The sequence below is a fragment of the Achromobacter sp. JD-1 genome (assembly GCF_038594925.1).
GTDB classification, from domain to species: domain Bacteria; phylum Pseudomonadota; class Gammaproteobacteria; order Burkholderiales; family Burkholderiaceae_B; genus Achromobacter; species Achromobacter spanius_C.
In genome coordinates, this window is the sequence record NZ_JBCGCS010000015.1 from 104,266 (window position 1) to 125,482 (window position 21,217).

Sequence of the window (21,217 nt, forward strand, 5' to 3'; positions counted from 1 at the left end):
CACTTTGTGGGCCGGCCTTTGTACTACATCACTTCGGCGGCATGCGGATGGCGCCGTCCAGGCGGATCGTTTCGCCGTTCAGCATATCGTTGGTGACGATGCTGTAGACCAGCTTGGCATAGTCTTCCGGGCGGCCCAGGCGGGCGGGGAAGGGGATGCTGGCGGCCAGGGAATCCTGCACTTCCTGCGGCATGCCGAAGATCATCGGCGTGCCGAAAATGCCCGGGGCGATGGTCATGCAGCGGATGCCGGTCTTGGCCAGGTCGCGGGCGATCGGCAGGGTCATGCCGGCCACGCCGGCCTTCGACGCGGCATAGGCCGCCTGGCCGATCTGGCCGTCGAATGCCGCAACCGAGGCGGTGTTGATCATGACGCCGCGCTCGCCGGTGGGCTCGGGCGTGTTGGCGCTCATGGCTTCGGCCGCCAGGCGCATCATGTTGAAGCTGCCAATCAAGTTGATCGACACGACCTTCTGGAACAAGTCCAGCGGATGCGCGCCGTTCTTGCCCACGATCTTTGCTGCGGGCGCCACGCCCGCGCAGTTCACCAGGCCAAACAGGGCGCCCAGTTCTTGCGCGGCGGCCACGGCGCTCTTGCCGTCGGCTTCCTGGGTGACGTCGCAATGCACGTAGCGCTGGCCCAATTCCTTGGCCAGGGCCTGGCCGGGTTCGTCCTGCACGTCGGCAATGACGACCTTGGCGCCGTTTTCCACCAGCATGCGCACGGTGCCCGCACCCAATCCGGAAGCGCCACCCGTAACGATGAATACCTTGTTCGCGATTTCCATGTCTCTACCACCAGTTCAATTCAAAGGGGATGAAAGCGGCGCGGCAGGCGCCGAATGCGACAAGGCCTTCGGGCCGATGCCGGAGCGCATTGCGTCCAGCCGGCGCCGAAGGCCTTTGGGCCAACCAAGCGCCAATCAGCTCTTGACGGCTTCGAACAGGCGCGACTTGATTTCGTCGACGGCGCCCACGCCCGAGATCTTGCGGTACTTCGGCGCCTCGGCGGCGCTTTGCTGCGCCCAGGTCGAGTAGTAATCGACCAGCGGGCGGGTCTGTTCGCGATATACGGACAGGCGGTGGCGCACCGTTTCCTCGCGATCATCGTCGCGCTGGATCAGTTCTTCGCCAGTGACGTCGTCACGGCCTTCGACCTTGGGCGGGTTGAAACGCACGTGGTAGCTGCGGCCGCTGGGCTGGTGCACGCGGCGCCCGCTCATACGTTCGATGATGTCTTCTTCGGGCACTTCAATTTCCACCACGTAGTCCAGCTTGACGCCGGCGCTCTTCAGCGCGTCGGCCTGCGGAATGGTGCGGGGGAAACCGTCGAACAGGTAGCCGCCGGCGCAGTCGGGCTGCTTCAGGCGGTCTTGGACCAGGCCGATGATGATCTCGTCGGAAACCAGACCGCCGGCATCCATGACCTTCTTGGCTTCAATACCCAAGGGCGTGCCTGCCTTCACCGCGGCTCGCAGCATGTCGCCGGTGGAGATTTGAGGAATGCCGAAGTGTTGGGTGAGAAACGCGGCCTGGGTGCCTTTGCCGGCGCCGGGGGGTCCGAGCAAGATGAGACGCATGAGTGCTCCTGATGGGGTTTATTTTTTGTGATCCGGGGAATTATGCCGCAACGCAGCAGCCAATGCGGGGCTGCGCCATGGGAATAACCCTTACATCTGTTTGCTGTAGAACTGCCGCACGCGTTCCAGATCAGCCGGGGTATCTACGCCAGCAGCAGGAGGGTTGAACGTGCGGTGTACGACGATTTGATGGCCATGTTCCATGGCGCGCAGTTGTTCCAAGGACTCGAATCGTTCCAGCATGCCTTGCGGCAGCATCGGGAAACGGCGCAGGAACGACACGCGGTAGGCGTAAAGACCAATGTGATGCCAGGCGGGCAGGCCGTCGGCCAGCACCCGTTCGCCCGAGGCAAGCGCGTCGCGCGCCCACGGAATGGGGGCACGCGAGAAATACATGGCGCGGTCATCCGCGGCGCACACCAGCTTCACCACATTCGGGTTGAACAGCGCGTCGGCGTCGGCCAGCGGGCAGGCGCAGGTGGCGATATCGGCCTGGGGGTTCGCCAGCAGCTTGGCCGCGACGGCGTCAATGAGTTCGGGTTCGATCAGCGGTTCGTCGCCCTGCACGTTCACCACGATGGCGTCATCGGGCAGGCCCAACTGTTCCACGGCTTCAGCCAGCCGGTCGGTGCCGGTGGGGTGGTCGCCGCGTGTCATCAGGGCCTTCAGGCCATGCGCCTGGGCGGCCGCCTGAACGCGGACGTCGTCGGTGGCAATGAACAATTGCGACGCGCCCGAGAGGGCGGCGCGGTCGGCGGTACGCACAACCATCGGCTTGCCGGCGATGTCGGCAAGCGGCTTGTCGGGCAGGCGGGTCGAGGCGGCGCGCGCCGGAATCAGGGCGATGAAACTCACGGTGCGGCGGTCAGGATGAGACGGTCTCGTCCAGCACGCGGGCATCCGATTCCAGCATGACGGGAATGCCGTCACGAATCGGGAAAGCCAGGCGGTCGGCACGGCAAACCAGTTCAGCTTGCTGGCGGTCGTGTTCAAGGCGGCCCTTGCACAAGGGGCAGACGAGGATGTCGAGAAGGCGGGATTCCATGACCGCGATTCTAAAACAGTTTGGGTGGCCCCAGACTTGCTTGCCCTGGGAGAACTTCGATTTTCTCGATGCCGGAAACGCGCACACATGCGCTTTGTTAATTAATGTCATGAATTGAATCATGCGTTTCAAAATATGGGACGCATCAGCGCTATCATCCGCCGCGTTCTATGCGGAGGAAGGTCGCGAGATGGATTCCAATACCCTCAAGCTGGGTTTGATGCTGATCATTCTGGTTTGGTCGTTGATCAGCTGGATTACGTACATGATGCGGCGCAGCGATAACAAAGGCGCGCTGCGCGAGCTCAAGCACGAGGGGCAGGCGCTACGGGCCATGACGGCCGAAGAGGCCGCCTTGGTGCAGCCCTTCCTGGTGCACCCCGCGAACCCCAAGAAGACGGCCACGCTGGTCAATGACCGCGTGTTCCCGCTAAAAGGCGCGTTCGTACGACACGGCCTTGAAACCGGCCAGGGCGGCTCGACCATGCATGACACGCTGGGCGGCGTTGACGTGGTGTTGCCGTACGACGCCCGCAATTATCTGCGCGAGGACAACGTTGCCGAAGTCGTCATGACCGAAAAATTCGCCGTCGTCGTGGCCTTGAACGGGGAGTTCGACATCGCCAGCGGCCGCGAACGCGATCAGCGCCGCCAAAAACAAGACCAACAATGGTCCAGCGGCAAGCTGGGGGCATTGCAGGACGTGGTGCCGCCAGAGTCCGACGCCGTTTTGTCTGGCCAGCAGTCTGAACCGCCCGGCGGACCGGGTGACCCCAGTCTGGCTGACGCGGTACGGGTGGAAATTCTGAGCCAGCGCGACGAAACGCCAGCGGAAATCGCCGAGCGTCAGCACCCCGGCATTGCCTTCTGGGTGTCGGTGGTGTGGTTGCTGGCCTTCATCTGCCTGGCCGTGACTGGGGCCGGTGGCGGCGTGGGATTTGCCGGCGCGGCAAGCGTGCTGGCGGTGCTGGCCTTGTGGCTGACATGGCGCCGCCGCGCGCCGGGTGAACCGCAGAAGGTCAACCGTGCGCGCGGTGAGCTGAACGCCATCGTGCTGACCAACCCGGACAACACGCAGGCCGTGTCCACCCAGCTTTTCCTGGGCGACAAGCTGCCAATCAAACTGCCGGAACACTGGCGCAGCAACCTGGTGCTGCCGGACGACGGCCGCGTCGACGTGGACATGCGGGTGCAGGACTACTCCGTCGTGCGCCTGGGCGGCAGTCACTCGCTGGACGAAGAGCAGCGCCTGTTCCCGCGTGCCCATTGGGGGCGGCATGTAACGTTGACGTTGGTGGGGCTGCTGGCCGGCGCGGCGGTGTGGTTCATGGCCGACAACCTGAAAGCGGATGCGGCGTTGACCCAGGCGTGGCTCAGCGGCGCCCAGCCGCGCTCTTACGGCTCTGCCGCCGACCTGGCGAAAGATCTACCCGGCTTCGGTACGTTGGTGTCGTTGCAGGGCCGCGCACGTTGCGAGCTGGTCCGAACCGATGGCGTCGCCGTCGATGGCGGGGCGGGGTTCGATTGCAGCCGGCTGCGCTGGGGCGGAGACCAGCCCCAAGCCGCGCCGCTAGAGGTTGACGAGCCGCTATTGCGTTTGTATTCCGGTGATTTTCTCAAGACCAAGCCGAACCCGATGATGGATATGCTGGTCCGGGGCCAGGTCCTGGGCCAGATGCGCAATAACCCGATGGGGATGTACAACTCGCGGTCGGTGTCGGTGGTGAGCGTGGTCGGGCTGAGCAAGACGGTGCTCGGTATCGAGACGGCCTGCGAGGCCATGTCGGGCGAGGCGATCGCCGCTTGCGATCGGCTTAAGCGCGCGTTTGTCGATAGCGTTATGTTGGCCAGGGAAGAGCCGCGCGAATGGCTCGAATTGCTCAAGCTGGTGGAAGCGGGCGCCTTGACGGAGAAAGGCCGCGGCGACGAAGGCTTGATGTTGTCCCGTTCCGTTGACGAGGCTCGGCGCCTGGCCCGTGCCAGCGCCGAACCCGCCGTCCGGGCTGCGCTGAACCGCGCGTCGGACCTTGCGATGGGCACGCAGAAGGGCGGGGTGGTGCTGGATGTGCTGCCGGGCCCGTATGCCTCATTGCCCGAGCTCAAGCGGACCCGTGTGGCGGACGCCCTGGCCGAATGGCGCCAGCAAGTGCGTATGTTCCTGCCCGAGGGCGCCATGGCGTTCAAGGTCGACGGCATGGTGCTGGACGTGGGCGCAGAGGCGTCTGACGCGCCGCGGATCATCGTGGATGCCACGCGCAGCCTGGATGACCCCTGGCCATCCGCCGCCCGGATGGCATGGCTGCTGCTGGCCGCGCTGCTGGTCCTGGTGCATGCGCCGCTTGCCGTGATCCGCCAACGCGCCGCCGCATCGCGCGACAAGGCGCTGCGGGAGTACGCACAGCGCCGTGGCGCGGCCAAGCCCGCGTTCTTTTAAGCCTGGGCGGGCTGGCGCAATGCCTGCGCCAGCCAATCGAACAGCTGGGGATCCGAAAACGCTGCCTGCACCGGCACCTCCCACAGGCGCGCGTCGTGCAGCGCGGCGCACTTGATCGCGTCCTTGGAGGTGACCAGGATGGTGTCCGCCGTCATCGCCCGGAAAGGGGAATCGGCGTAGTCGTGGTGATCCGGCAAGGGCAGCGTCGCGTCCAGCGTGATGCCGGCCGCGCGCAGTGTGGTGAAGAAGCGTTCCGGGTTGCCAATGCCGGCCGCCGCCGCGATGCGCGCTTGCCCCCCGTACGCCGACAGCGGGCGCATCGCACCGCTTTCGATGTTGCGGGTGTCGCCAGGCTCCAGCCACATGCGCACCGGGCGCGGGTGGGCATTGCCCGTGTCGACCGGGCATCCGTTGGGCGTGCCGATGTTGGTGACCACCACATCCACCTCGCGCAAGCGGCTGGCGGGTTCGCGCAAGGGGCCGGCGGGCAGCAGCCGGCCGTTGCCCACGCCGCGTTCGTCCTGCACCACGATTTCGACATCGCGGGCCAGCGCCAGATGTTGCAGGCCGTCGTCCGAGACAATCACGTCCACCTCGGGGTGGGCTTGCAGCAAGGCCTGGGCCGCCAGCGCGCGCTTGGGGTGCACGGACACCGGGGCGTCCGTGGCGCGCGCGATCAATGCGGGTTCGTCGCCAAAGCGGGCGGGTTCCAGCGCGCCGACGCCCACCCTGGCGCGTGCGCCAATCTTCACGCCGTAGCCCCGGCTGACCACGCCGGGTGTGAATCCGCGTGCGCGCAGCCCTTGCACCGTGGCAATCACCACGGGCGTCTTGCCCGTACCGCCGACATAGATGTTGCCCACCACCACCACCGGTACCGGCGCGCGGTAGCTGCGTTTGACGCCACTCTGATAGGCGGCGCGCTTTCTGGTCACCGCCCACGCCGTCAACGCGGACAAAGGCAGCAGCAGGGCCGATAGCCAGCCGCCGTGCTGCCACTGGCGCGCCAGCAGCGAAGGGGACGAACGCGGGGTGCTCACCGTGAAGTCTGGGCGGCGAAGTTGACGCGGCCGATGCCGGCCATCCGGGCGGCTTCCATGACGTTGATCACGGATTGATGGGTGGCTTGGGCGTCGGCGTTGATGATGACAAGCGCATCGGGTTTGCCGGCCGCGGCCTGGCGCAGCGCGTCGGCGATTTCGGGCGGCGTGGAAACGTCGATCAGCGTGCCGTTCAACGCGTAGCGCCCATCCTGGCTGACAGCCACTTCCAGTGCGGGAGGCGTGTCTTGTTCCGACGAGGCCTCGGGCAGCGTCACCTGCAACTGCGTGAATCGCGTGAACGACGTGGTGGCGGCCAGGAAAATCAGGATGACCAGCAACACATCAATGAGCGGAATCAGGTTGATGTCCAGCTCGTCGCGGTCCCCCCGGGCACCACGGAAATTCATGAACGCCCCTCGCGCACGGCGGGTATCGGCGACAAGGTGCGGACAAGCCGCGAGGCCGATTGCTCCATAAGGCTGAGGTAGTTGTCCACCCGGCTGCGCAGGTAGCGATGCGCGATCATGGCGGGAATGGCGATCAGGATGCCGAAGCCGGTGTTGTACAGCGCAATGGAGATGCCGCGCGCCAGTTGGGCGGGGTCGCCGCCGCCGGGCGTATATGAGCCGAAAATCTCGATCATGCCGACCACGGTACCGAATAGACCCATCAGCGGCGCCACGACGGCGATGGTGCCAATGGCGGGGATGTAGCGGCTGAGGTCGTGCGCGACAGCGCGTCCGGTGTCTTCAACCACACTGCGCAGCTCTTCGCGGGGCAGATGGCGATGCCGCATCACCTCGGCCAGCACGCGGCCAAGGGGGGAATTGCGTTCCAGGCGATTGATGGCTTCAGGGGTGTCTTGGCGGTTGCGCAGCATGTCCACCACCTGATCGTTCAGCCCTCGGGGCAGAATCAGGTTGCGGCGCAGGGAGAAAAAGCGCTCGAAGATCAGCGCCAGTCCCAGCACGGATGTCGCCAGCAGAGGCCAGATAGGCCAGCCGGCCTCGCGCAAAATGGAAAGCAAAGCGTTCAACTCCCGGGGGCCAGGGCAGCGAAGCGCTCGCGCCGTGGAATCAGATCAAGCCGAAACTGTAACGGGGCCAGGGCTTTGTGGCAAGGCGGGGAAGCCCCGGAATTATCCACAGAAGTTGTGGATAATTCTGTGCAAAACTTCCCCGGAACGCTTGTGGGCACAGGGCTTGCGCTTGTTTGCTTCAAAATCGCGCAGCGGGATTTAATTAAAAAATCCATATAAATCAATTGCTTGCGTAATTTTTATTGGCTTTCGGGGCGGTCGCTGCAAAATTCGCTGGAAAAGGTATCATTGCGGCCCGCTCCGTATGGCCTGTGGACAGATACGCATCGGAAAGCCTCATGACAATTGAATTTGCAGTCACAAACAACGCATTCACGCGGGATATCCTGACAGTTGCCCAGCTAAACCAAGCAGTGGGGCAATTGCTGGAGCGCAGCATTCCGGCGTTGTGGGTTCGTGGAGAGATTTCCAACTTCACGCAGGCGGCATCCGGGCATTGGTACTTCACGCTCAAGGACAGCCGGGCCTCGGTGCGCGCCGTCATGTTCCGAAGCCGCGCCAATGCAGTGGGTTTCGTGCCGCGCGCGGGCGATCAGGTCGAAATCCGCGCCCGGGTTTCCCTTTACGAGCCCCGGGGCGATTACCAATTGCAGGCCGACGCCATGCGCCGCGCGGGGCTGGGCAACCTGTATGAAGCGTTTCTGCGGCTGAAAGAGCAACTGGCCTCCGAAGGCCTGTTTGACCCAGCCCGCAAGCGCGAACCCGTCCGGCTGCCACGCGCAATCGGCGTCATCACGTCGCTGCATGCGGCGGCGTTGCGGGATGTGCTGTCCGCGTTGGCTCGCCGGGCGCCGCAGGTGCCGGTCATCATCTATCCGGCCCCGGTTCAGGGGGCGGACGCCGCCAGCCGCCTGGCGGCCCAGGTTCGCCTTGCCAACGCGCGCGCCGAAGTCGACACGCTGCTGCTGGTGCGTGGCGGGGGCAGCATCGAAGACCTCTGGAGCTTCAATGACGAGGACCTGGCCCGCCAGGTCTCGGTCAGTGAAATTCCCGTGATCAGCGGCGTGGGCCACGAAACCGACTTCACCATCGTGGACTTCGTGGCTGATGTGCGCGCTCCGACGCCCACGGCCGCAGCGGAACTGGCCTGCGTACCTCGCTCTGAATTGCTGGGCCAGGTCATGCAAGCTGCCCAGGCCATGGCGCGCGGCCAGCAGCGCCGCCTGGAGCGCGCCGCGCAGCGCCTGGATCGTGCCGCCGGCCAACTGGTGTCGCCCGCGCAACGGCTGGAGCATCAGCGTGAACGCCTGAACAGCCTGCGCTTTCGCCTGGCGTCCGCCTGGTCCGGCCCGCAAGACCGCCGTACCGCGCGGGTCAATCTGCTGGCGCAGCGTTTGACGCATCGGGTACCCGACACCCGCCGCGCGGCTGACCGCCTGGCCAGCGCGGCGCGCCAATTAGGTCAGGCGCATGCCCGCTTGCTGGTGCAGGGGCGCAACCGCCTGGCCTCGGCCACGGCGCAATTGCGCGCGCTGGATCCGGGCAACACCCTTTCGCGCGGCTACGCCATTGCGCGTGATGCCGACGGCCGCATCGTGCGCGACGCCGCCGGGCTGGAAGCGGGTCAGACGCTGGACCTGAGCTTTGCGCAAGGCGGCGCGCAGGTCGATGTGCGCCAGACCCGCAAGACGCGCGACGCCGGCTGAAGCAGGCGTCGCGTTAACCCCGCGCAGGCCCGGGGTTAACGCGGTATCCTCATTAGTTGCCGATACAATTGACCGGCTTGATCGTGCACTCAACAGAAGGAACCCACACATGGCACATACTCTTCCCCCCCTGCCTTACGAACTCGACGCTCTGGCTCCGCACATTTCCAAGGAAACGCTGGAGTTCCACTACGGCAAGCATCACCAGACTTACGTCACGAACCTGAACAACCTGATCCCGGGTACGGAATTCGAAACGCTGTCGCTGGAAGACATCGTGAAGAAGTCCTCGGGTGGCATTTTCAACAACGCCGCCCAGATCTGGAACCACACTTTCTACTGGAACAGCCTGGCCCCCAAGGCCGGCGGCGCACCCTCGGGCAAGCTGGCTGACGCCATCAACGCCAAGTGGGGCAGCTTTGACGCTTTCAAGGAAGCGTTCAACAAGTCGGCAGCCGGCAACTTCGGTTCGGGCTGGACCTGGCTGGTCAAGAAGGCCGACGGCTCGGTTGACATCGTCAACACCAGCAACGCGGCCACCCCGCTGACCACGGCCGACACGCCGCTGCTCACCTGTGATGTCTGGGAACACGCGTACTACATCGACTACCGCAACGCGCGTCCCAAGTATCTGGAAAACTTCTGGGCCCTGGTGAACTGGGAGTTCGCCGCCAAGAACTTTGCCTGATCGGTAAAGAAACAAGCCTCGGCTTTCACGCCGCTGGCTTGCACCCCAAACCCCTTTGCGCACCGCCAAGGGGTTTTTTATTGCCCGTTCAGGAAAAATTCAGCTTACATAAACCTGTCGATTGCCGATTTCATTCCAGGGAAATGACGATGAAACACGCTTTTATCTAGGGTTATCCCTAGGGTTTCCTGCCACTATTGTTGCGAACGGTCGGGGGGCTGAACCACGGGGCCAACGGATTGCGGCATGCCCGCTTACAACCGGGGTAACTACAGGGAAGGGAAGCATGTTTCGCTTATTTTCGGGCTTGCGCATCGGGGCGCGCCTGTCGGGTGCATTTTTGCTTGTGGCGGTTATTGGTGGTGCGATTGGGGCCTTTGGCGTGTGGGGGCTGTCTCGCATCAATGAATTGAACGACCGCTTGTACGACACTGAGCTGCGTGGCATCTCGGATCTGAAAGAATCCAATCTGCACCTGATCTACGCGGGCCGCGCCCTCAGCGGCTATCTGGCCGCCAGCACCGATCAGGATCGTGAAGCGTTGAAGAAGCGGTTCGACGAGGCGGTCAAGAACCTGGACGTGCTGCGCGACAAGGCCGCGAAAAATTTCCACGAAGAAGAAGGCAAACGCCTGCTGGCGCAGTTCGTTGAAACCGAACAGATCTGGAAGCGGGAGTCGGAAGCGTTCTTCGCGGCCGCGAAATCGCAATCGCTGACGCAAACGGATCCGCGCGTTGCCGAGATCGAAAAGCGTGTCATCGCCTCGTCGCAAAAGCTTGATGACCTGATGACCGACCTGGCGGTGGGCAAGGAGAAATCCACCGCGCAATCCGTTGACGTCGCCACGGACCTGTACCGCAACGTGCGTGCGGTGATGATCATCCTGGCCGTGGCCGGCGTGGTGATCGGCATGTTGCTGGGCTGGCTGGTCACGCGTGGCATCGTGCGTCCGCTGGAGCAGGCCGTGAAGGCCGCGCGCCAGGTTGCCGCGGGCGATCTCACCACGAACATCCAGGTCGCCACGCGCGATGAAACCGGTGAACTGATGGCGGCGCTCAAGGCCATGAACGACAGCCTAGGCCGCATTGTGGCGGACGTGCGCGATGGCTGTGAAAGCATCGCATCGGCGTCGTCGCAAATTGCGCAAGGCAACTCCGACCTGTCGCAACGCACCGAAGAACAGGCCTCGTCGCTGGAAGAAACCGCGGCGTCCATGGAAGAGCTGACCAGCACCGTGCAACAAAACGCCAACAACGCCAGCGAGGCCGACCGCCTGGTGACGCAGGCGTCCACCGTGGCGGTGCGCGGCGGTGAAGTGGTGGATGGCGTGGTGCAGACCATGAGCGCCATTTCCGACAGTTCGCGCCGCATCGCCGATATCACGGGTGTGATCGACGGTATTGCGTTCCAGACCAACATCCTGGCGCTCAACGCCGCCGTGGAAGCGGCGCGCGCGGGCGAGCAGGGCCGTGGCTTTGCCGTGGTGGCGGGTGAAGTGCGCACCTTGGCGCAGCGTTCAGCGGTGGCCGCCAAGGAAATCAAGGCCCTGATCGATGAGTCGGCCGCGCGCGTCGAAGGCGGCACGCGCCAGGTCGATGAAGCCGGCCGCACCATGCGCGAATTGGTCGACAGTGTGCGTCAGGTGGCGGTGCTGGTGCGCGACATCGCCAGCGCGTCGGAAGAGCAATCGGCAGGCATCGGCCAGGTCAATCAGGCCGTGTCGCAGATGGACGCCGTGACGCAGCAGAACGCCGCGTTGGTCGAAGAGGCGGCGGCAGCGGCCGCCAGCATGCAGGAGCAGGCCGGGCGCTTGGCGCAGGAGGTACGCCGCTTCAAGGTCAACGGCAGTGTTGGCACGGCTCTCGACGCGGGCGTGGGTTCGGCACGCCATTCGTCGGCTCGACTGCTGCCGGCAGCGTGATTTTCTGCTGAAGTTTGTGGGCTGCGGGTCAGGTGAGAGTGGTAAGGTTACTGACTTTGCGCCGCACGCCAGCAGCCCATGAGCCTGACCGAACCTTTCCGCCGAACCACCACCGCCGCACGCCGCCTGATGCGGCGCAAGGTGCGCCAGATCAACCGCCTGTCACGCAAGAGCCTGCAAATGGCGCTATTGCTTGGCGGCGCGGGCCTGGTCGCGATGATGTCGCTGGGGTTTGCGTATCTGGCCGACAAGGCGCTTGACTGGAACCGCGAATGGGTGGGGCACAACGGCTGGCTTGCCTTGCTGGTGCTGCCCTTCAGTCTGGCCGCCCTGCGTTGGTTGACGTTGCGCTTTGCCCCGAACGCGGCGGGCAGCGGCATTCCTCAAGTCATCGGCGCGCTGTCCTTGCCGCCCGGCGCCAGCCAAAGCAGCCTGGTGTCGCTGGCACAAACGTTATGGAAGATTCCGCTGTCGTTCTTCGGCATGCTGGCGGGCGCGTCGATCGGGCGTGAAGGCCCGTCGGTGCAGGTGGGCGCCGCGCTCATGTTGGCCTGGGGCGATTTCTGGAAGCGTCGTGGCGTGCAGTTGCGCGGCTTCCATTCCAATGAACTGATCGCCGCCGGCGCCGCGGGCGGGCTTGCAGCCGCCTTCAATGCGCCGCTTGCCGGCGTCATCTTCGCCATCGAAGAGCTGGGCCGCGGCACCGTATTGCGGTGGCAGCGCCTGGTATTGATCGGCGTGCTGGCCGCGGGCTTCCTGGTGGTGGCGGTGCAGGGCAACAACCCCTATTTCGGCGTGTTCGGCGGGGCGCCGCTGGCGCATGGCATGGTGATGTGGATCGTCATTTGCGGCGCCATCAACGGCGCGCTGGGCGGCATCTTCGCGCGGCTGCTTGGCAAGGGCGCATCGGGTGCCGCGCCGGCTGCGTGGCGCGCCTGGATCCGCGCGCATCCCATCTGGACGGCGTTCATCATGGGTCTGGTGCTGGCCGTGATCGGCCTGTGCACGGCCGGCAGTGTCTACGGCACGGGCTACGGCGTTGCGGCCGACCTGCTGTCGGGCCAAGACAGCGCGCCGGCCGGCTTCGGCCTGGCCAAGCTGGCGGCTACCGTCGCCTCGTATTGGGCGGGCATCCCTGGCGGCATCTTCACGCCCGCGCTGACTACCGGCGCCGGCATCGGCCAGCACATCTGGGAGCTGGCGGGCGAGGGCGTGGACCAGCGCGTGTTGGTGCTCGTGTCGATGGCGGCATTCCTGGCGGCGGCCACGCAGGCGCCGTTGACGGCCAGCGTGGTGGTCATGGAAATGACGGGCAGCCAGCCGATGTTGTTCTGGTTATTGGTGGGTTCTTTGCTGGCTTCTGGCGTGTCGCGCCAGTTCTGCCCGCAGCCGTTCTACCATTTGGCGGCCGGGCGTTTTCGCCGTCAGGCCATCGTCGATACGCGCCGCGCCGCGCAACAAGCCGAGGCGGGCGGCGCGCCGGGCAAGGCCGCTTCGTCCTGATCGCCACCTGGTTTTCTTGACTGCGCCCGGCGCGATCAGGGTGAACACCTACCGGACACCGTCCGTGTGGCGGACAGGTCGCCGCTGCACCAACTTGGCGCGAAATGTGGTGCGCTAAGATCGACCGATCCCGAATTTTTCACTTCACTTCGAGCTTCCCATGACCGTGAATGCCTTTATTTGTGATGCGATCCGCACCCCCTTCGGCCGCTACGGCGGTGCACTGGCCAGCGTGCGTCCCGACGACCTCGCCGCCGTTGCCATCAAGGCGCTGATTGCGCGCAACCCCGGCGTGCGCTGGGAAGAACTGGACGACGCCATCATGGGCTGCGCGAACCAGGCGGGTGAAGACAACCGCAACGTGGCCCGCATGGCCACGCTGCTGGCTGGCCTGCCCATCGAAGTGCCCGGCGCCACGGTCAACCGCCTGTGCGGTTCGGGCCTGGACGCCATCGGCACCGCCGCCCGCGCCATCCGCGCCGGTGAAGCCGGTTTGATGCTGGCCGGCGGCGTTGAAAGCATGAGCCGCGCGCCCTTCGTCATGGGCAAGGCCGACAGCGCGTTCTCGCGAAATGCCGCCATTTTCGACACGACGATCGGCTGGCGCTTCGTCAACAAGCTGATGAAGGCCCAGTACGGCGTGGACTCCATGCCGGAAACGGCCGAAAACGTCGCTGACGATTTCAAGATCAGCCGCGAAGATCAAGACCTGTTCGCGCTGGCCAGCCAACAAAAGACGGCTCGCGCGCAGCAAGAAGGCGTGTTTGACGCCGAAATCGTGCCGGTGTCGATCGCCCAGAAAAAGGGTGACCCCATCGTCGTCTCCAAAGACGAACACCCGCGTGAAACCAGCCTGGAATCGCTGGCCAAGCTGAAGGGTGTGGTCCGCGAAGGCGGCACCGTCACGGCCGGCAATGCGTCGGGCGTGAACGACGGCTCCGCCGCATTGCTGCTGGCCGATGAAAAGGCAGCAGCCCGCCACGGCCTGACTCCGCGCGCTCGCGTGGTCGGCATGGCCACTGCCGGCGTCGCGCCGCGCATCATGGGTATCGGCCCCGCGCCCGCCGCGCTGAAAGTGCTGGCGCAAACCGGCCTGACGCTGGACCAGATGGACGTCATCGAACTGAACGAAGCGTTCGCTGCCCAAGGCTTGGCCGTGCTGCGCCAACTGGGCATTGCCGACAACGACCCGCGCGTGAACCCCAACGGCGGCGCGATCGCCCTGGGTCACCCCTTGGGTGCCTCCGGTGCGCGTCTGGCCACCACGGCCATCAACCAGCTGCACCGCACAGGCGGCCGTTACGCGTTGTGCACGATGTGCATCGGCGTGGGCCAGGGCATCGCGCTGATCATCGAGCGCGTCTAAGCCTGAAGTGTTGTTTTTTCCGCCGCGAGGCCGGTGGCGGAAATGAAAAGGGAGCCCTGCGGGGCTCCCTTGTTGTATCTGAAGGGGGCGCTTACGCCCTGTGGCGGCCGTTCAGGGCAGCCCGTCGACTTTCCGGCCGGCCTTGATGCCGTGCTCGTCGAACCAGCCTTGGGCCATTTCCAGGGCATAGCGCACCGGCTTTCTTGCGCAGTGCGGGTCTTCGGTCTGCGGCGCCATGTCGTCGATATTGACGATCGTGCCGTCGTCGGCGATAAAGGCTATCGAGAGCGGCAAGAGCGTGTTGCGCATCCAGAAGCACTGCACGTCCGGCCGCTCGAACACGAACAGCATGCCGTCGTTGCCCTGGAGTTCCGTGCGGAACATCAGGCCGCTTTGGCGGGTGGCGTCGGTGTCGGCAACTTCCGCTCGGATAATATGGATGCCGGCCGAAAGTTGCGTGGTGGGCAAGGGCGGTTGCGGACCGGTTTGCGCTTGGGCGCCCGCGGTCAGCGCAAGCGCCGTGGCGGCCAGTGCCGCCGACAGTGCTTTCAGAAATGCTGGTTTAAAGAACGCTGTCTTGAACAACGTAGGGTTGACAGGCAATAACTTCACATTCTTCAGCATGACTGGCGCAGTAAAAAGAAAATAACAAGGCGGGGCCCGAAAGCCCCGCCTGGATAATGGTGCAGCCTTACCGCTGCACTTTAAGGGATACTCAGGCCGCCGTGGTATTAAGCGCCTGTTTGCCTTTAGGCCCCTGAATGATTTCGAAAGCCACTTTCTGGCCTTCCTTCAGGGTTTTAAAACCATTCATCTGTATGGACGAAAAGTGGGCGAACAGATCTTCACCGCCGTCGTCGGGCGTAATGAAGCCAAACCCCTTTGCATCGTTGAACCACTTGACGGTACCCGTCGATTTGGGATTGTCCCCTTGGACGGCGGTTGCGGTCGTATCAGACATGCGGACTGCCTCATTGAATCGTATGTTGACAGAAGGGCATCGCGGTCTAGACCTCTGTCCCCCCCTCCGAATTCCTGTCAGATTTTCGATGAGTTGAAAACCCCAGAATGCGCTGATAATGCGCCGCTTTTCTTCGTGTCGTCAAGTATGGAAACTACGTATTTCTGCGTGTAATTTTGAGTAAGTTGCGCGTTAGCCGTCCCCAGTTTAAATAGAATACCCGCCCTATGAGTTCTACCTTGGATACCCAGCATGATTTGGCCGTCGAGAAGGCACCGGCGCGCGCCGCGCCGCCTCCGATGTATCAGGTTTTGCTGCTTAATGACGACTACACGCCGATGGAATTCGTCGTGAAAGTTCTGCAGAAATTCTTCAATAAAAACCATGAAGAGGCCACGCGGATCATGTTGCAGGTGCATCACGAAGGTCGCGGAGTATGCGGGGTGTATCCCCGAGATCTCGCGGCGACTCGCATTGCCCAGGTAGGGCAGTATGCGCGGGCGCGCCAGCACCCGCTGCAATGTGTGATGGAACCCGTTTAACACCAAAAATGAAGATGCCGCCCAAGTAGGCGGCGTTGTGCCGTGCTAAACACGGCAGGTTCCGCGTTTGGGGAAGCGCGCGGAGCAGTGGGTCGGCAGCTCCGCCGCGAAGGAGCTTGTGTACGAGTAGGCGGAGGGGTTTGCCGTGAGTGGAAAGGTTAGTAAGACCTGGCTGGCGGTTGCCGGCGTAGTGGTGTTGGCCGGCGCCATCGGCGTAGGCTGGTGGATGGGCGGCAAGGACAAGCAGGGCGCGGCCCCGGTCCAGGCACCGGCGGCTTCCACCGCGACGCAAACCCCTGCGGCGGCCCCGGCCGCTGCGCCTGGTGACGGCAAGCCCGCATTGGGCGCCAGCGCGACGGTGGGCGCACCCGACCCCTTTGCGGCGCTGACCTGCCAGCCGCGCCAGTTCAACGAGGCATTGTCGCTCTCGGTCACGTTCACCCAGCCGGTGGATGCTAAGGCCAAGCTGGATGATTTCCTTCAGGTCACCGACTTGGGCGCCTCGTCCGGAAAGGCCGACGAAGACAACGAAACCGCCGCCAATGCGGGTGACCAGCCGGCCTCGGTCAAGCCGGGCGATTCCGCGCCCAAAGGCAAGATCCTGAAAGGCAGTTGGATCGTGGGCGAGAACCCGCGCATGGTGTATTTCCCTTACATCCAGCCGCAGCGCAAATACGCCATCACGGTACGTTCGGGTTTGCCCGGCGTGGGCGACAAGGTCGTGCTGGCTGAAACCTCGAATTGCGAAGTGAACACGCAGGCCATGCCACCGTCGTTCTATTTCGCCAGCCGCGGCGTGGTGCTGCCGGCCGGCCAGAACGGCGGCCTGCCCGTGGCGACCGTAAACGTGCCCGAGGTTGACGTGCAGTTCCTGCGCGTGGCGCCGGACCGTGTGCCGGAACTGTTCGAAACGGTGCTGGGCATCGGCCGCAACACCACCTCGGCATCTGACGAAGACGAAGCTGACTACGACGATGACAACTGGCGCTATTCCGACAACCGCAGCCTGAAAGGCTCGGTCAGCAACTGGGATCTGGACCGCCTGAATTCGCTGACGACCAGCGTCTATCAGGGCCGTTTCATCACCGACGACAAGCCGAACCGCCGCCACGTCACCTTCCTGCCGGTTGAAGGCGTGAAGGAATTGCAAGAGCCCGGCATCTACATCGCGGTCATGAGCCAACCGGGCCGGTTCCGCTATGAATACCAGGTCACGTATTTCTACGTCAGCGATATCGGCCTGCATGCGCGTCGTTACAGCGACCGCGTGGAAGCCTATTCCGTGTCGCTGAAGTCTGGCCAGGCCATTCCGGGCGCCGTATTTGAACTGGTGGACGGCGCGGGCAAGACGCTGGCCAAGGCCGCTGCCGATGCGCAGGGCCATGTGCGTTTTGACGGCAGCTTCACCAATGCGCGCGTCATCCGCGCCTCGCGCGACAAGGAAATGACCGTGCTGGCCCTGGGCGAACCGGCGCTGGACCTGTCTGAGTTCGATACGGGCGGCCATGTGTCGCGCCCCAATAATCTGTTCGTCTACGCCGGCCGCAATTTGTACCGTCCGGGCGAGACCTTCAACGTGTCGGTGCTGCCACGCGACCTGGACGGCCGCATGCTGACGCCCGCGCCGCTGACGGCGACGATCAAGCGCCCCGATGGCCGCGTGGTGCAGACCACCCTGTGGCAACCCAAGAAAGATCTGGTCGGTTATGTTGAGCGCGCCATCGAATTGCCGCTGGACGCCCAGACGGGTTCGTGGCTGCTTGAACTGCGCGTGGACCCCGCTTCGCGCACGCCGGATGCGTCGTGGAAGTTCCAGGTCGAGGAATTCCTGCCTGAACGCATGAAGATGGCGCTGACCTCTGATCAAGAGGTGCTGTCGCCGGACGAGGAACTGATCGTCAATGTGCAGGGCGATTACCTCTACGGCGCGCCCGCAGCCGGCAATCGCCTGCTGTCCAGCTTCCAGGTCAAGCGCGACCGTTTCGCCTTGGCGCAGAAATGGCCGGGCTTTATTTTCGGTGATGTTGCCGATGACACGCGTCGCACGTTCAGTGAACTGCCCGAGGAAGCGCTGGACGACAAGGGCGCAGCCCGGATCAGCGTGAATCCCAGCGTGGCGGGTACGCACTCGCCCATGAAGGTGCGCGTGTCGGCCAGCCTGCTTGAATCGGGCGGCCGCCCGGTGGTGCGCTCCATCGAGCGCAGCGTCTGGCCCGCCGACAAACTGATTGCCGTGCGTCCGCAGTTTGACAGCGATGTGGCGCGCGAGCGCGCACCCGCCGCGTTTGAAGTCATCCGGGCCAACGCGCAAGGCGAGATCGTTCCGCTGGCCCAGGCCCAGATGCGCTTGTTCCGCGAAGAACGCCAATACTACTGGCGCTTTGACGACCAGCGCGGTTGGAACAGCGGCTATACCGAAACCGAAGAACTGGTCGATTCGCGCGAAATCGCCTTGAACGACCGCGCGCAACTGACCGTGCCGGTCAAGTGGGGCCGTTACCGCCTTGAAATCGCCGACCCGGAAACCGGTGAAACGATGCGCTACCGCTTCTATGCGGGCTGGAACGCGCAGGACGCCGACGCGATGGGCAACCGCCCCGACCGCGTGCAGATGAAGCTGGAAGGCGTGCCGGCCAAGCCGGGCGATACCGTCAAGGTCACGCTGACGCCGCCGCACGACGGCCAGGCGCTGGTCACGGTGGAAGGCGACCGCATGCTGTGGTCCACCTGGGTGGCCGTGAAAGCAACGGGCACCGAAGTTGAGATTCCGATCAACAAGGACTGGAAGCGCCACGACCTGTATGTGGCCGCCGCCGTGTTCCGCCCGGGTAGCGAAGGCGACCGCGTGACGCCGGCCCGTGCGCTGGGCCTGGCGTTCCTGCCAATTGCCAGCGCCGACCGCAAGCTGGATGTGAAGCTGACCGCCGCGGCCAAGACCGAGCCCGAAACCAAGACGACAGTGCGCGTCAAGGTCGACGGCGCTCAAGGCAAGCAAGCCACGGTGACCTTGTCCGCCGTGGACGTCGGCATTCTCAACATCAACCAGTACGCCACGCCCGACCCGCTGGACTATTTCTTCGGCAAGCACCGCTACGCGCCCGAACTGCTGGACATGTACGGCAAGCTGATCGAGAAAATGGACGGCACCAAGGGCAAGCTGAAGTGGGGTGGTGACGCCGCCATGCGCGGCGACAGCAAGAGCCTGCCCAAGAAGGTCAAGCTGGTCGACCTGTTCTCGGGTCCGGTCACCTTGAACGCGCAGGGCGAAGCCGACATTCCGTTGGACCTGCCCGATTTCAACGGCACGCTGCGCCTGATGGCCGTGGCGTTCACGGCCGACAACTACGGCAGCACCGACACTGAAATGGTGGTGGCCGCGCCGATTGTCGCGGAAATGAATACGCCGCGCTTCATCACGCCGGGCGACCAGGCCGCCATCGCGCTTGACCTGACCAACCTGAGCGGCGCCGAGCAAAAGATCAGCATCAAGCTGGAAGCCCTGGACCCGCTGGCCATTCCGGACGGCGTGCGCACGGTGACGCTGAAAGACAAGCAGCGCACGACTTTGCGCTTCAACGCAACGACGACGGGTTCCTACGGTCTGGGCCTGATGCGCCTGACCATCGACGGGCAGGGCGGCGCCAAGCCCGTGCACATCGTGCGCGAATCGGTGCTGCAAGTGCAGCCGGCCTATGCGGGCGAACGCCAGGTGCGCCGTCTGCGTCTGAATCCGGGCGAAACCAATGTGGCGCAAGCGGCGTGGGTGTCTTCGTACTACCCGGATTCGGCTTTGGTCAGCCTGACGGTGTCGAACCGTCCGCCGTTCAACGTGAACAAGCTGGTTGAAGGCCTGCTGGCGTATCCCTACGGATGCGCCGAGCAGACCATCAGCCGCGCCTTGCCGTGGGTGTTGATCGACGACGCCGTCGCCAAGCAGTTCGGCCTGAAGCCGCACTCGCAGGTGGAACGTGCCGCGCAGGTGTCTGGCGCCATCGGCCGCCTGTCCGGCATGCGCAACGCGGTGGGTTCTTACAACCTCTGGAGCGGTTCCAGCTCGCGCGATGTGTGGCTGACGGCCTATGCCGTCGGCTTCCTGCAAGACGCGCGCGACCAAGGCTTTGAAGTGCCCGAAGCCACGCTCGACCGTTCGCGCCAATGGCTGCTGGAGCAAGTGCAGCAGACGTCCAACACCTTCGGCACGTGGTCGGTGAACCTGCGCCGCAACGTTGAAGCCGGCCGTATCGACGGCAGCGATGCCAACGTCCTGCGCGAAGACCACCGCCGTTTTGCCGGCTTGTCGACCGCCGTGCTGGCCTTGGCGCGCGACAAGAAGGCGCCGTTGTCGACGGTGCGCCAACTGTTCGACAACTATCAAGAACGTGCGCGTTCGCCGTTGCCCCTGATCCAGTTGGCGGCCGCATTCAAGCTGATGGGCGACGAAGGGCGCATGCAGTCCGCGCTGGACGCCGCCATGTCACGCGAATACGGTTTCCCCCGTCGCAACTACAACGCCTATTACGATGAATGGCTGGGCGACTACGGCAGCAGCGTGCGCGACTACGCCTTGTCGTACGCGCTGGCCAATCAGTACGGTTTGAAGCATGAGCGCCTGGAAAACCTGCTGACGCAATTGACAGCTCGTCTGGGCAACCGTTCGTACCTGTCCACGCAGGAACGCATGGCGCTGTTGATGGCGGCGCGCGCCATCGGCGGCGACAAGGGCACGCCCTGGCAAGCCGCGCTGACGGTCAACGGCGCGCGCAAGCCGCTGGATGGCGGCAAGAGCGACCAGACGGTGGGCTTGTCGGCGGCTGACCTGGCCAACACGCAAATCGTCAACACGGGGTCGCAATCATTGTTTCTGGAATACGACATCCAGGGCAGCCCGATGGTTGCGCCCAAGCCGCGCAACGACGTGATCCAGCTCAAGCGTGGCTGGTATCGTCCGGACGGCAAACCGTGGGATGGTGGCACGCTGCAAAGCGGCGACATGTTGGTGGTGTGGGTGCAGGCCAGCGCCAACCAAAGCATTCCCGATGCGCTGATCGAGGACCGCGTGCCGGCCGGTTTTGAAGTGGAAAACCTGAACCTGTCGCAAAGCCCCGAGATGCAGGAATGGACGATTGGCGGACGCCGAGTGGCCGAAGCCATGGCCGACTCCAACATCAAGCATCGTGAATTCCGCGATGACCGTTACGTGGCCGCCGTGTCCCTGGGCCGCGGCAAGGTCGACGTGTTCTATCTGGTGCGCGTCGTCACGCCGGGCCGCTATGCGGTGCCGTCGACGGTGGCCGAAGATATGTACCGCCCGGAAATCCGGGGTGTGGGTGAGCAGTGGAGCACGGTCGACATCCGCGATCGCGGCGCCAAGCGTCCTTGACCGCCGCCGC

At 64.3% G+C, this 21,217-nt stretch carries 17 protein-coding genes; 8 read left to right on the forward strand and 9 right to left on the reverse strand.

Features of this window, described 5'->3' with window-relative positions; translation table 11 throughout:
* Positions 1-28: 28 nt before the first annotated feature.
* The 4 genes from WBR68_RS21680 to WBR68_RS21695 form a co-directional block, all read right to left on the reverse strand.
* Positions 29-787, reverse strand: coding sequence for a 3-hydroxyacyl-CoA dehydrogenase (locus tag WBR68_RS21680; protein ID WP_050445193.1), 759 nt, complete (start codon positions 785-787; stop codon positions 29-31).
* A 135-nt stretch (positions 788-922) separates the two neighbouring features.
* On the reverse strand, positions 923-1,579 hold the full coding sequence (adk, locus tag WBR68_RS21685; protein WP_050445194.1) for an adenylate kinase: 657 nt from the start codon (positions 1,577-1,579) through the stop codon (positions 923-925).
* 90 nt (positions 1,580-1,669) lie between these two features.
* On the reverse strand, positions 1,670-2,434 hold the full coding sequence (gene kdsB / locus WBR68_RS21690) for a 3-deoxy-manno-octulosonate cytidylyltransferase (RefSeq protein ID WP_050445195.1): 765 nt from the start codon (positions 2,432-2,434) through the stop codon (positions 1,670-1,672).
* A 10-nt stretch (positions 2,435-2,444) separates the two neighbouring features.
* Entirely contained in the window at positions 2,445-2,624 is a 180-nt protein-coding gene (locus WBR68_RS21695; RefSeq protein WP_050445385.1) for a Trm112 family protein, read from the reverse strand.
* 190 nt (positions 2,625-2,814) lie between these two features.
* Between WBR68_RS21695 and WBR68_RS21700 the strand changes: the two genes are divergently transcribed.
* Complete coding sequence (locus WBR68_RS21700; protein ID WP_230695231.1) at positions 2,815-5,058, forward strand: IgaA/UmoB family intracellular growth attenuator; 2,244 nt, start codon at positions 2,815-2,817, stop codon at positions 5,056-5,058.
* On the opposite strand, the gene lpxK is transcribed toward WBR68_RS21700, so the two are convergent.
* The 3 genes from lpxK to WBR68_RS21715 are packed head-to-tail and all read right to left on the reverse strand — an operon-like array spanning position 5,055 to position 7,128.
* The gene (gene lpxK / locus WBR68_RS21705) at positions 5,055-6,098 is read right to left on the reverse strand and encodes a tetraacyldisaccharide 4'-kinase (protein WP_127185017.1); all 1,044 of its coding nucleotides are present in this window, start codon (positions 6,096-6,098) and stop codon (positions 5,055-5,057) included. The genes WBR68_RS21700 and lpxK overlap by 4 nt on opposite strands.
* The gene (locus WBR68_RS21710) at positions 6,095-6,508 is read right to left on the reverse strand and encodes an ExbD/TolR family protein (RefSeq protein ID WP_127185016.1); all 414 of its coding nucleotides are present in this window, start codon (positions 6,506-6,508) and stop codon (positions 6,095-6,097) included. The genes lpxK and WBR68_RS21710 overlap by 4 nt, the downstream gene beginning before the upstream one ends.
* Complete coding sequence (locus WBR68_RS21715) at positions 6,505-7,128, reverse strand: MotA/TolQ/ExbB proton channel family protein (protein WP_050445198.1); 624 nt, start codon at positions 7,126-7,128, stop codon at positions 6,505-6,507. Before WBR68_RS21715 ends, WBR68_RS21710 begins: the two co-directional genes overlap by 4 nt.
* Before the next feature lie 350 nt (positions 7,129-7,478).
* On the opposite strand from WBR68_RS21715, the gene xseA reads away from it, so the two are divergent.
* From xseA to pcaF, 5 genes are all read left to right on the forward strand, one after another.
* The gene (gene xseA / locus WBR68_RS21720) at positions 7,479-8,846 is read left to right on the forward strand and encodes an exodeoxyribonuclease VII large subunit (protein ID WP_050445199.1); all 1,368 of its coding nucleotides are present in this window, start codon (positions 7,479-7,481) and stop codon (positions 8,844-8,846) included.
* A gap of 109 nt (positions 8,847-8,955) precedes the next feature.
* Positions 8,956-9,534, forward strand: a complete 579-nt coding sequence (gene sodB / locus WBR68_RS21725; protein WP_050445200.1) for a superoxide dismutase [Fe] — start codon at positions 8,956-8,958, stop codon at positions 9,532-9,534.
* A gap of 286 nt (positions 9,535-9,820) precedes the next feature.
* Positions 9,821-11,455 (forward strand): methyl-accepting chemotaxis protein, encoded by a 1,635-nt coding sequence (locus tag WBR68_RS21730; protein WP_230695232.1) that lies wholly within the window; start codon positions 9,821-9,823, stop codon positions 11,453-11,455.
* Positions 11,456-11,533: 78 nt separating this feature from the next.
* A complete protein-coding gene (locus WBR68_RS21735) occupies positions 11,534-12,958 on the forward strand; it encodes a chloride channel protein (protein WP_127185013.1) in 1,425 nt (474 codons plus the stop codon).
* A gap of 160 nt (positions 12,959-13,118) precedes the next feature.
* Positions 13,119-14,324 carry a 3-oxoadipyl-CoA thiolase gene (gene pcaF / locus WBR68_RS21740; protein ID WP_230695233.1) on the forward strand — a complete coding sequence of 402 codons (1,206 nt, stop codon included), beginning with the start codon at positions 13,119-13,121 and terminating at the stop codon, positions 14,322-14,324.
* A gap of 111 nt (positions 14,325-14,435) precedes the next feature.
* On the opposite strand, the gene WBR68_RS21745 is transcribed toward pcaF, so the two are convergent.
* The gene (locus WBR68_RS21745; RefSeq protein WP_127185011.1) at positions 14,436-14,948 is read right to left on the reverse strand and encodes a DUF192 domain-containing protein; all 513 of its coding nucleotides are present in this window, start codon (positions 14,946-14,948) and stop codon (positions 14,436-14,438) included.
* A 91-nt stretch (positions 14,949-15,039) separates the two neighbouring features.
* The gene (locus WBR68_RS21750; RefSeq protein WP_230695234.1) at positions 15,040-15,285 is read right to left on the reverse strand and encodes a cold-shock protein; all 246 of its coding nucleotides are present in this window, start codon (positions 15,283-15,285) and stop codon (positions 15,040-15,042) included.
* A 227-nt stretch (positions 15,286-15,512) separates the two neighbouring features.
* On the opposite strand from WBR68_RS21750, the gene clpS reads away from it, so the two are divergent.
* Both clpS and WBR68_RS21760 read left to right on the forward strand, forming a co-directional pair.
* Positions 15,513-15,827 carry an ATP-dependent Clp protease adapter ClpS gene (gene clpS / locus WBR68_RS21755; protein WP_006220276.1) on the forward strand — a complete coding sequence of 105 codons (315 nt, stop codon included), beginning with the start codon at positions 15,513-15,515 and terminating at the stop codon, positions 15,825-15,827.
* Between the two features lie 145 nt (positions 15,828-15,972).
* A complete protein-coding gene (locus tag WBR68_RS21760) occupies positions 15,973-21,207 on the forward strand; it encodes an alpha-2-macroglobulin family protein (protein ID WP_370641264.1) in 5,235 nt (1,744 codons plus the stop codon).
* Positions 21,208-21,217 lie beyond the last annotated feature (10 nt).

Coding starts and splice junctions, on each gene's coding strand:
- WBR68_RS21680 (WP_050445193.1), bottom strand. CDS start 787: ATGGAAATCGCGAACAAGGTATTCATCGTTACGGGTGGCGCTTCCGGA.
- adk (WP_050445194.1), bottom strand. CDS start 1,579: ATGCGTCTCATCTTGCTCGGACCCCCCGGCGCCGGCAAAGGCACCCAG.
- WBR68_RS21695 (WP_050445385.1), bottom strand. CDS start 2,624: ATGGAATCCCGCCTTCTCGACATCCTCGTCTGCCCCTTGTGCAAGGGC.
- WBR68_RS21700 (WP_230695231.1), top strand. CDS start 2,815: ATGGATTCCAATACCCTCAAGCTGGGTTTGATGCTGATCATTCTGGTT.
- WBR68_RS21710 (WP_127185016.1), bottom strand. CDS start 6,508: ATGAATTTCCGTGGTGCCCGGGGGGACCGCGACGAGCTGGACATCAAC.
- xseA (WP_050445199.1), top strand. CDS start 7,479: ATGACAATTGAATTTGCAGTCACAAACAACGCATTCACGCGGGATATC.
- sodB (WP_050445200.1), top strand. CDS start 8,956: ATGGCACATACTCTTCCCCCCCTGCCTTACGAACTCGACGCTCTGGCT.
- WBR68_RS21730 (WP_230695232.1), top strand. CDS start 9,821: ATGTTTCGCTTATTTTCGGGCTTGCGCATCGGGGCGCGCCTGTCGGGT.
- WBR68_RS21735 (WP_127185013.1), top strand. CDS start 11,534: ATGAGCCTGACCGAACCTTTCCGCCGAACCACCACCGCCGCACGCCGC.
- pcaF (WP_230695233.1), top strand. CDS start 13,119: ATGACCGTGAATGCCTTTATTTGTGATGCGATCCGCACCCCCTTCGGC.
- WBR68_RS21745 (WP_127185011.1), bottom strand. CDS start 14,948: ATGCTGAAGAATGTGAAGTTATTGCCTGTCAACCCTACGTTGTTCAAG.
- WBR68_RS21750 (WP_230695234.1), bottom strand. CDS start 15,285: ATGTCTGATACGACCGCAACCGCCGTCCAAGGGGACAATCCCAAATCG.
- clpS (WP_006220276.1), top strand. CDS start 15,513: ATGAGTTCTACCTTGGATACCCAGCATGATTTGGCCGTCGAGAAGGCA.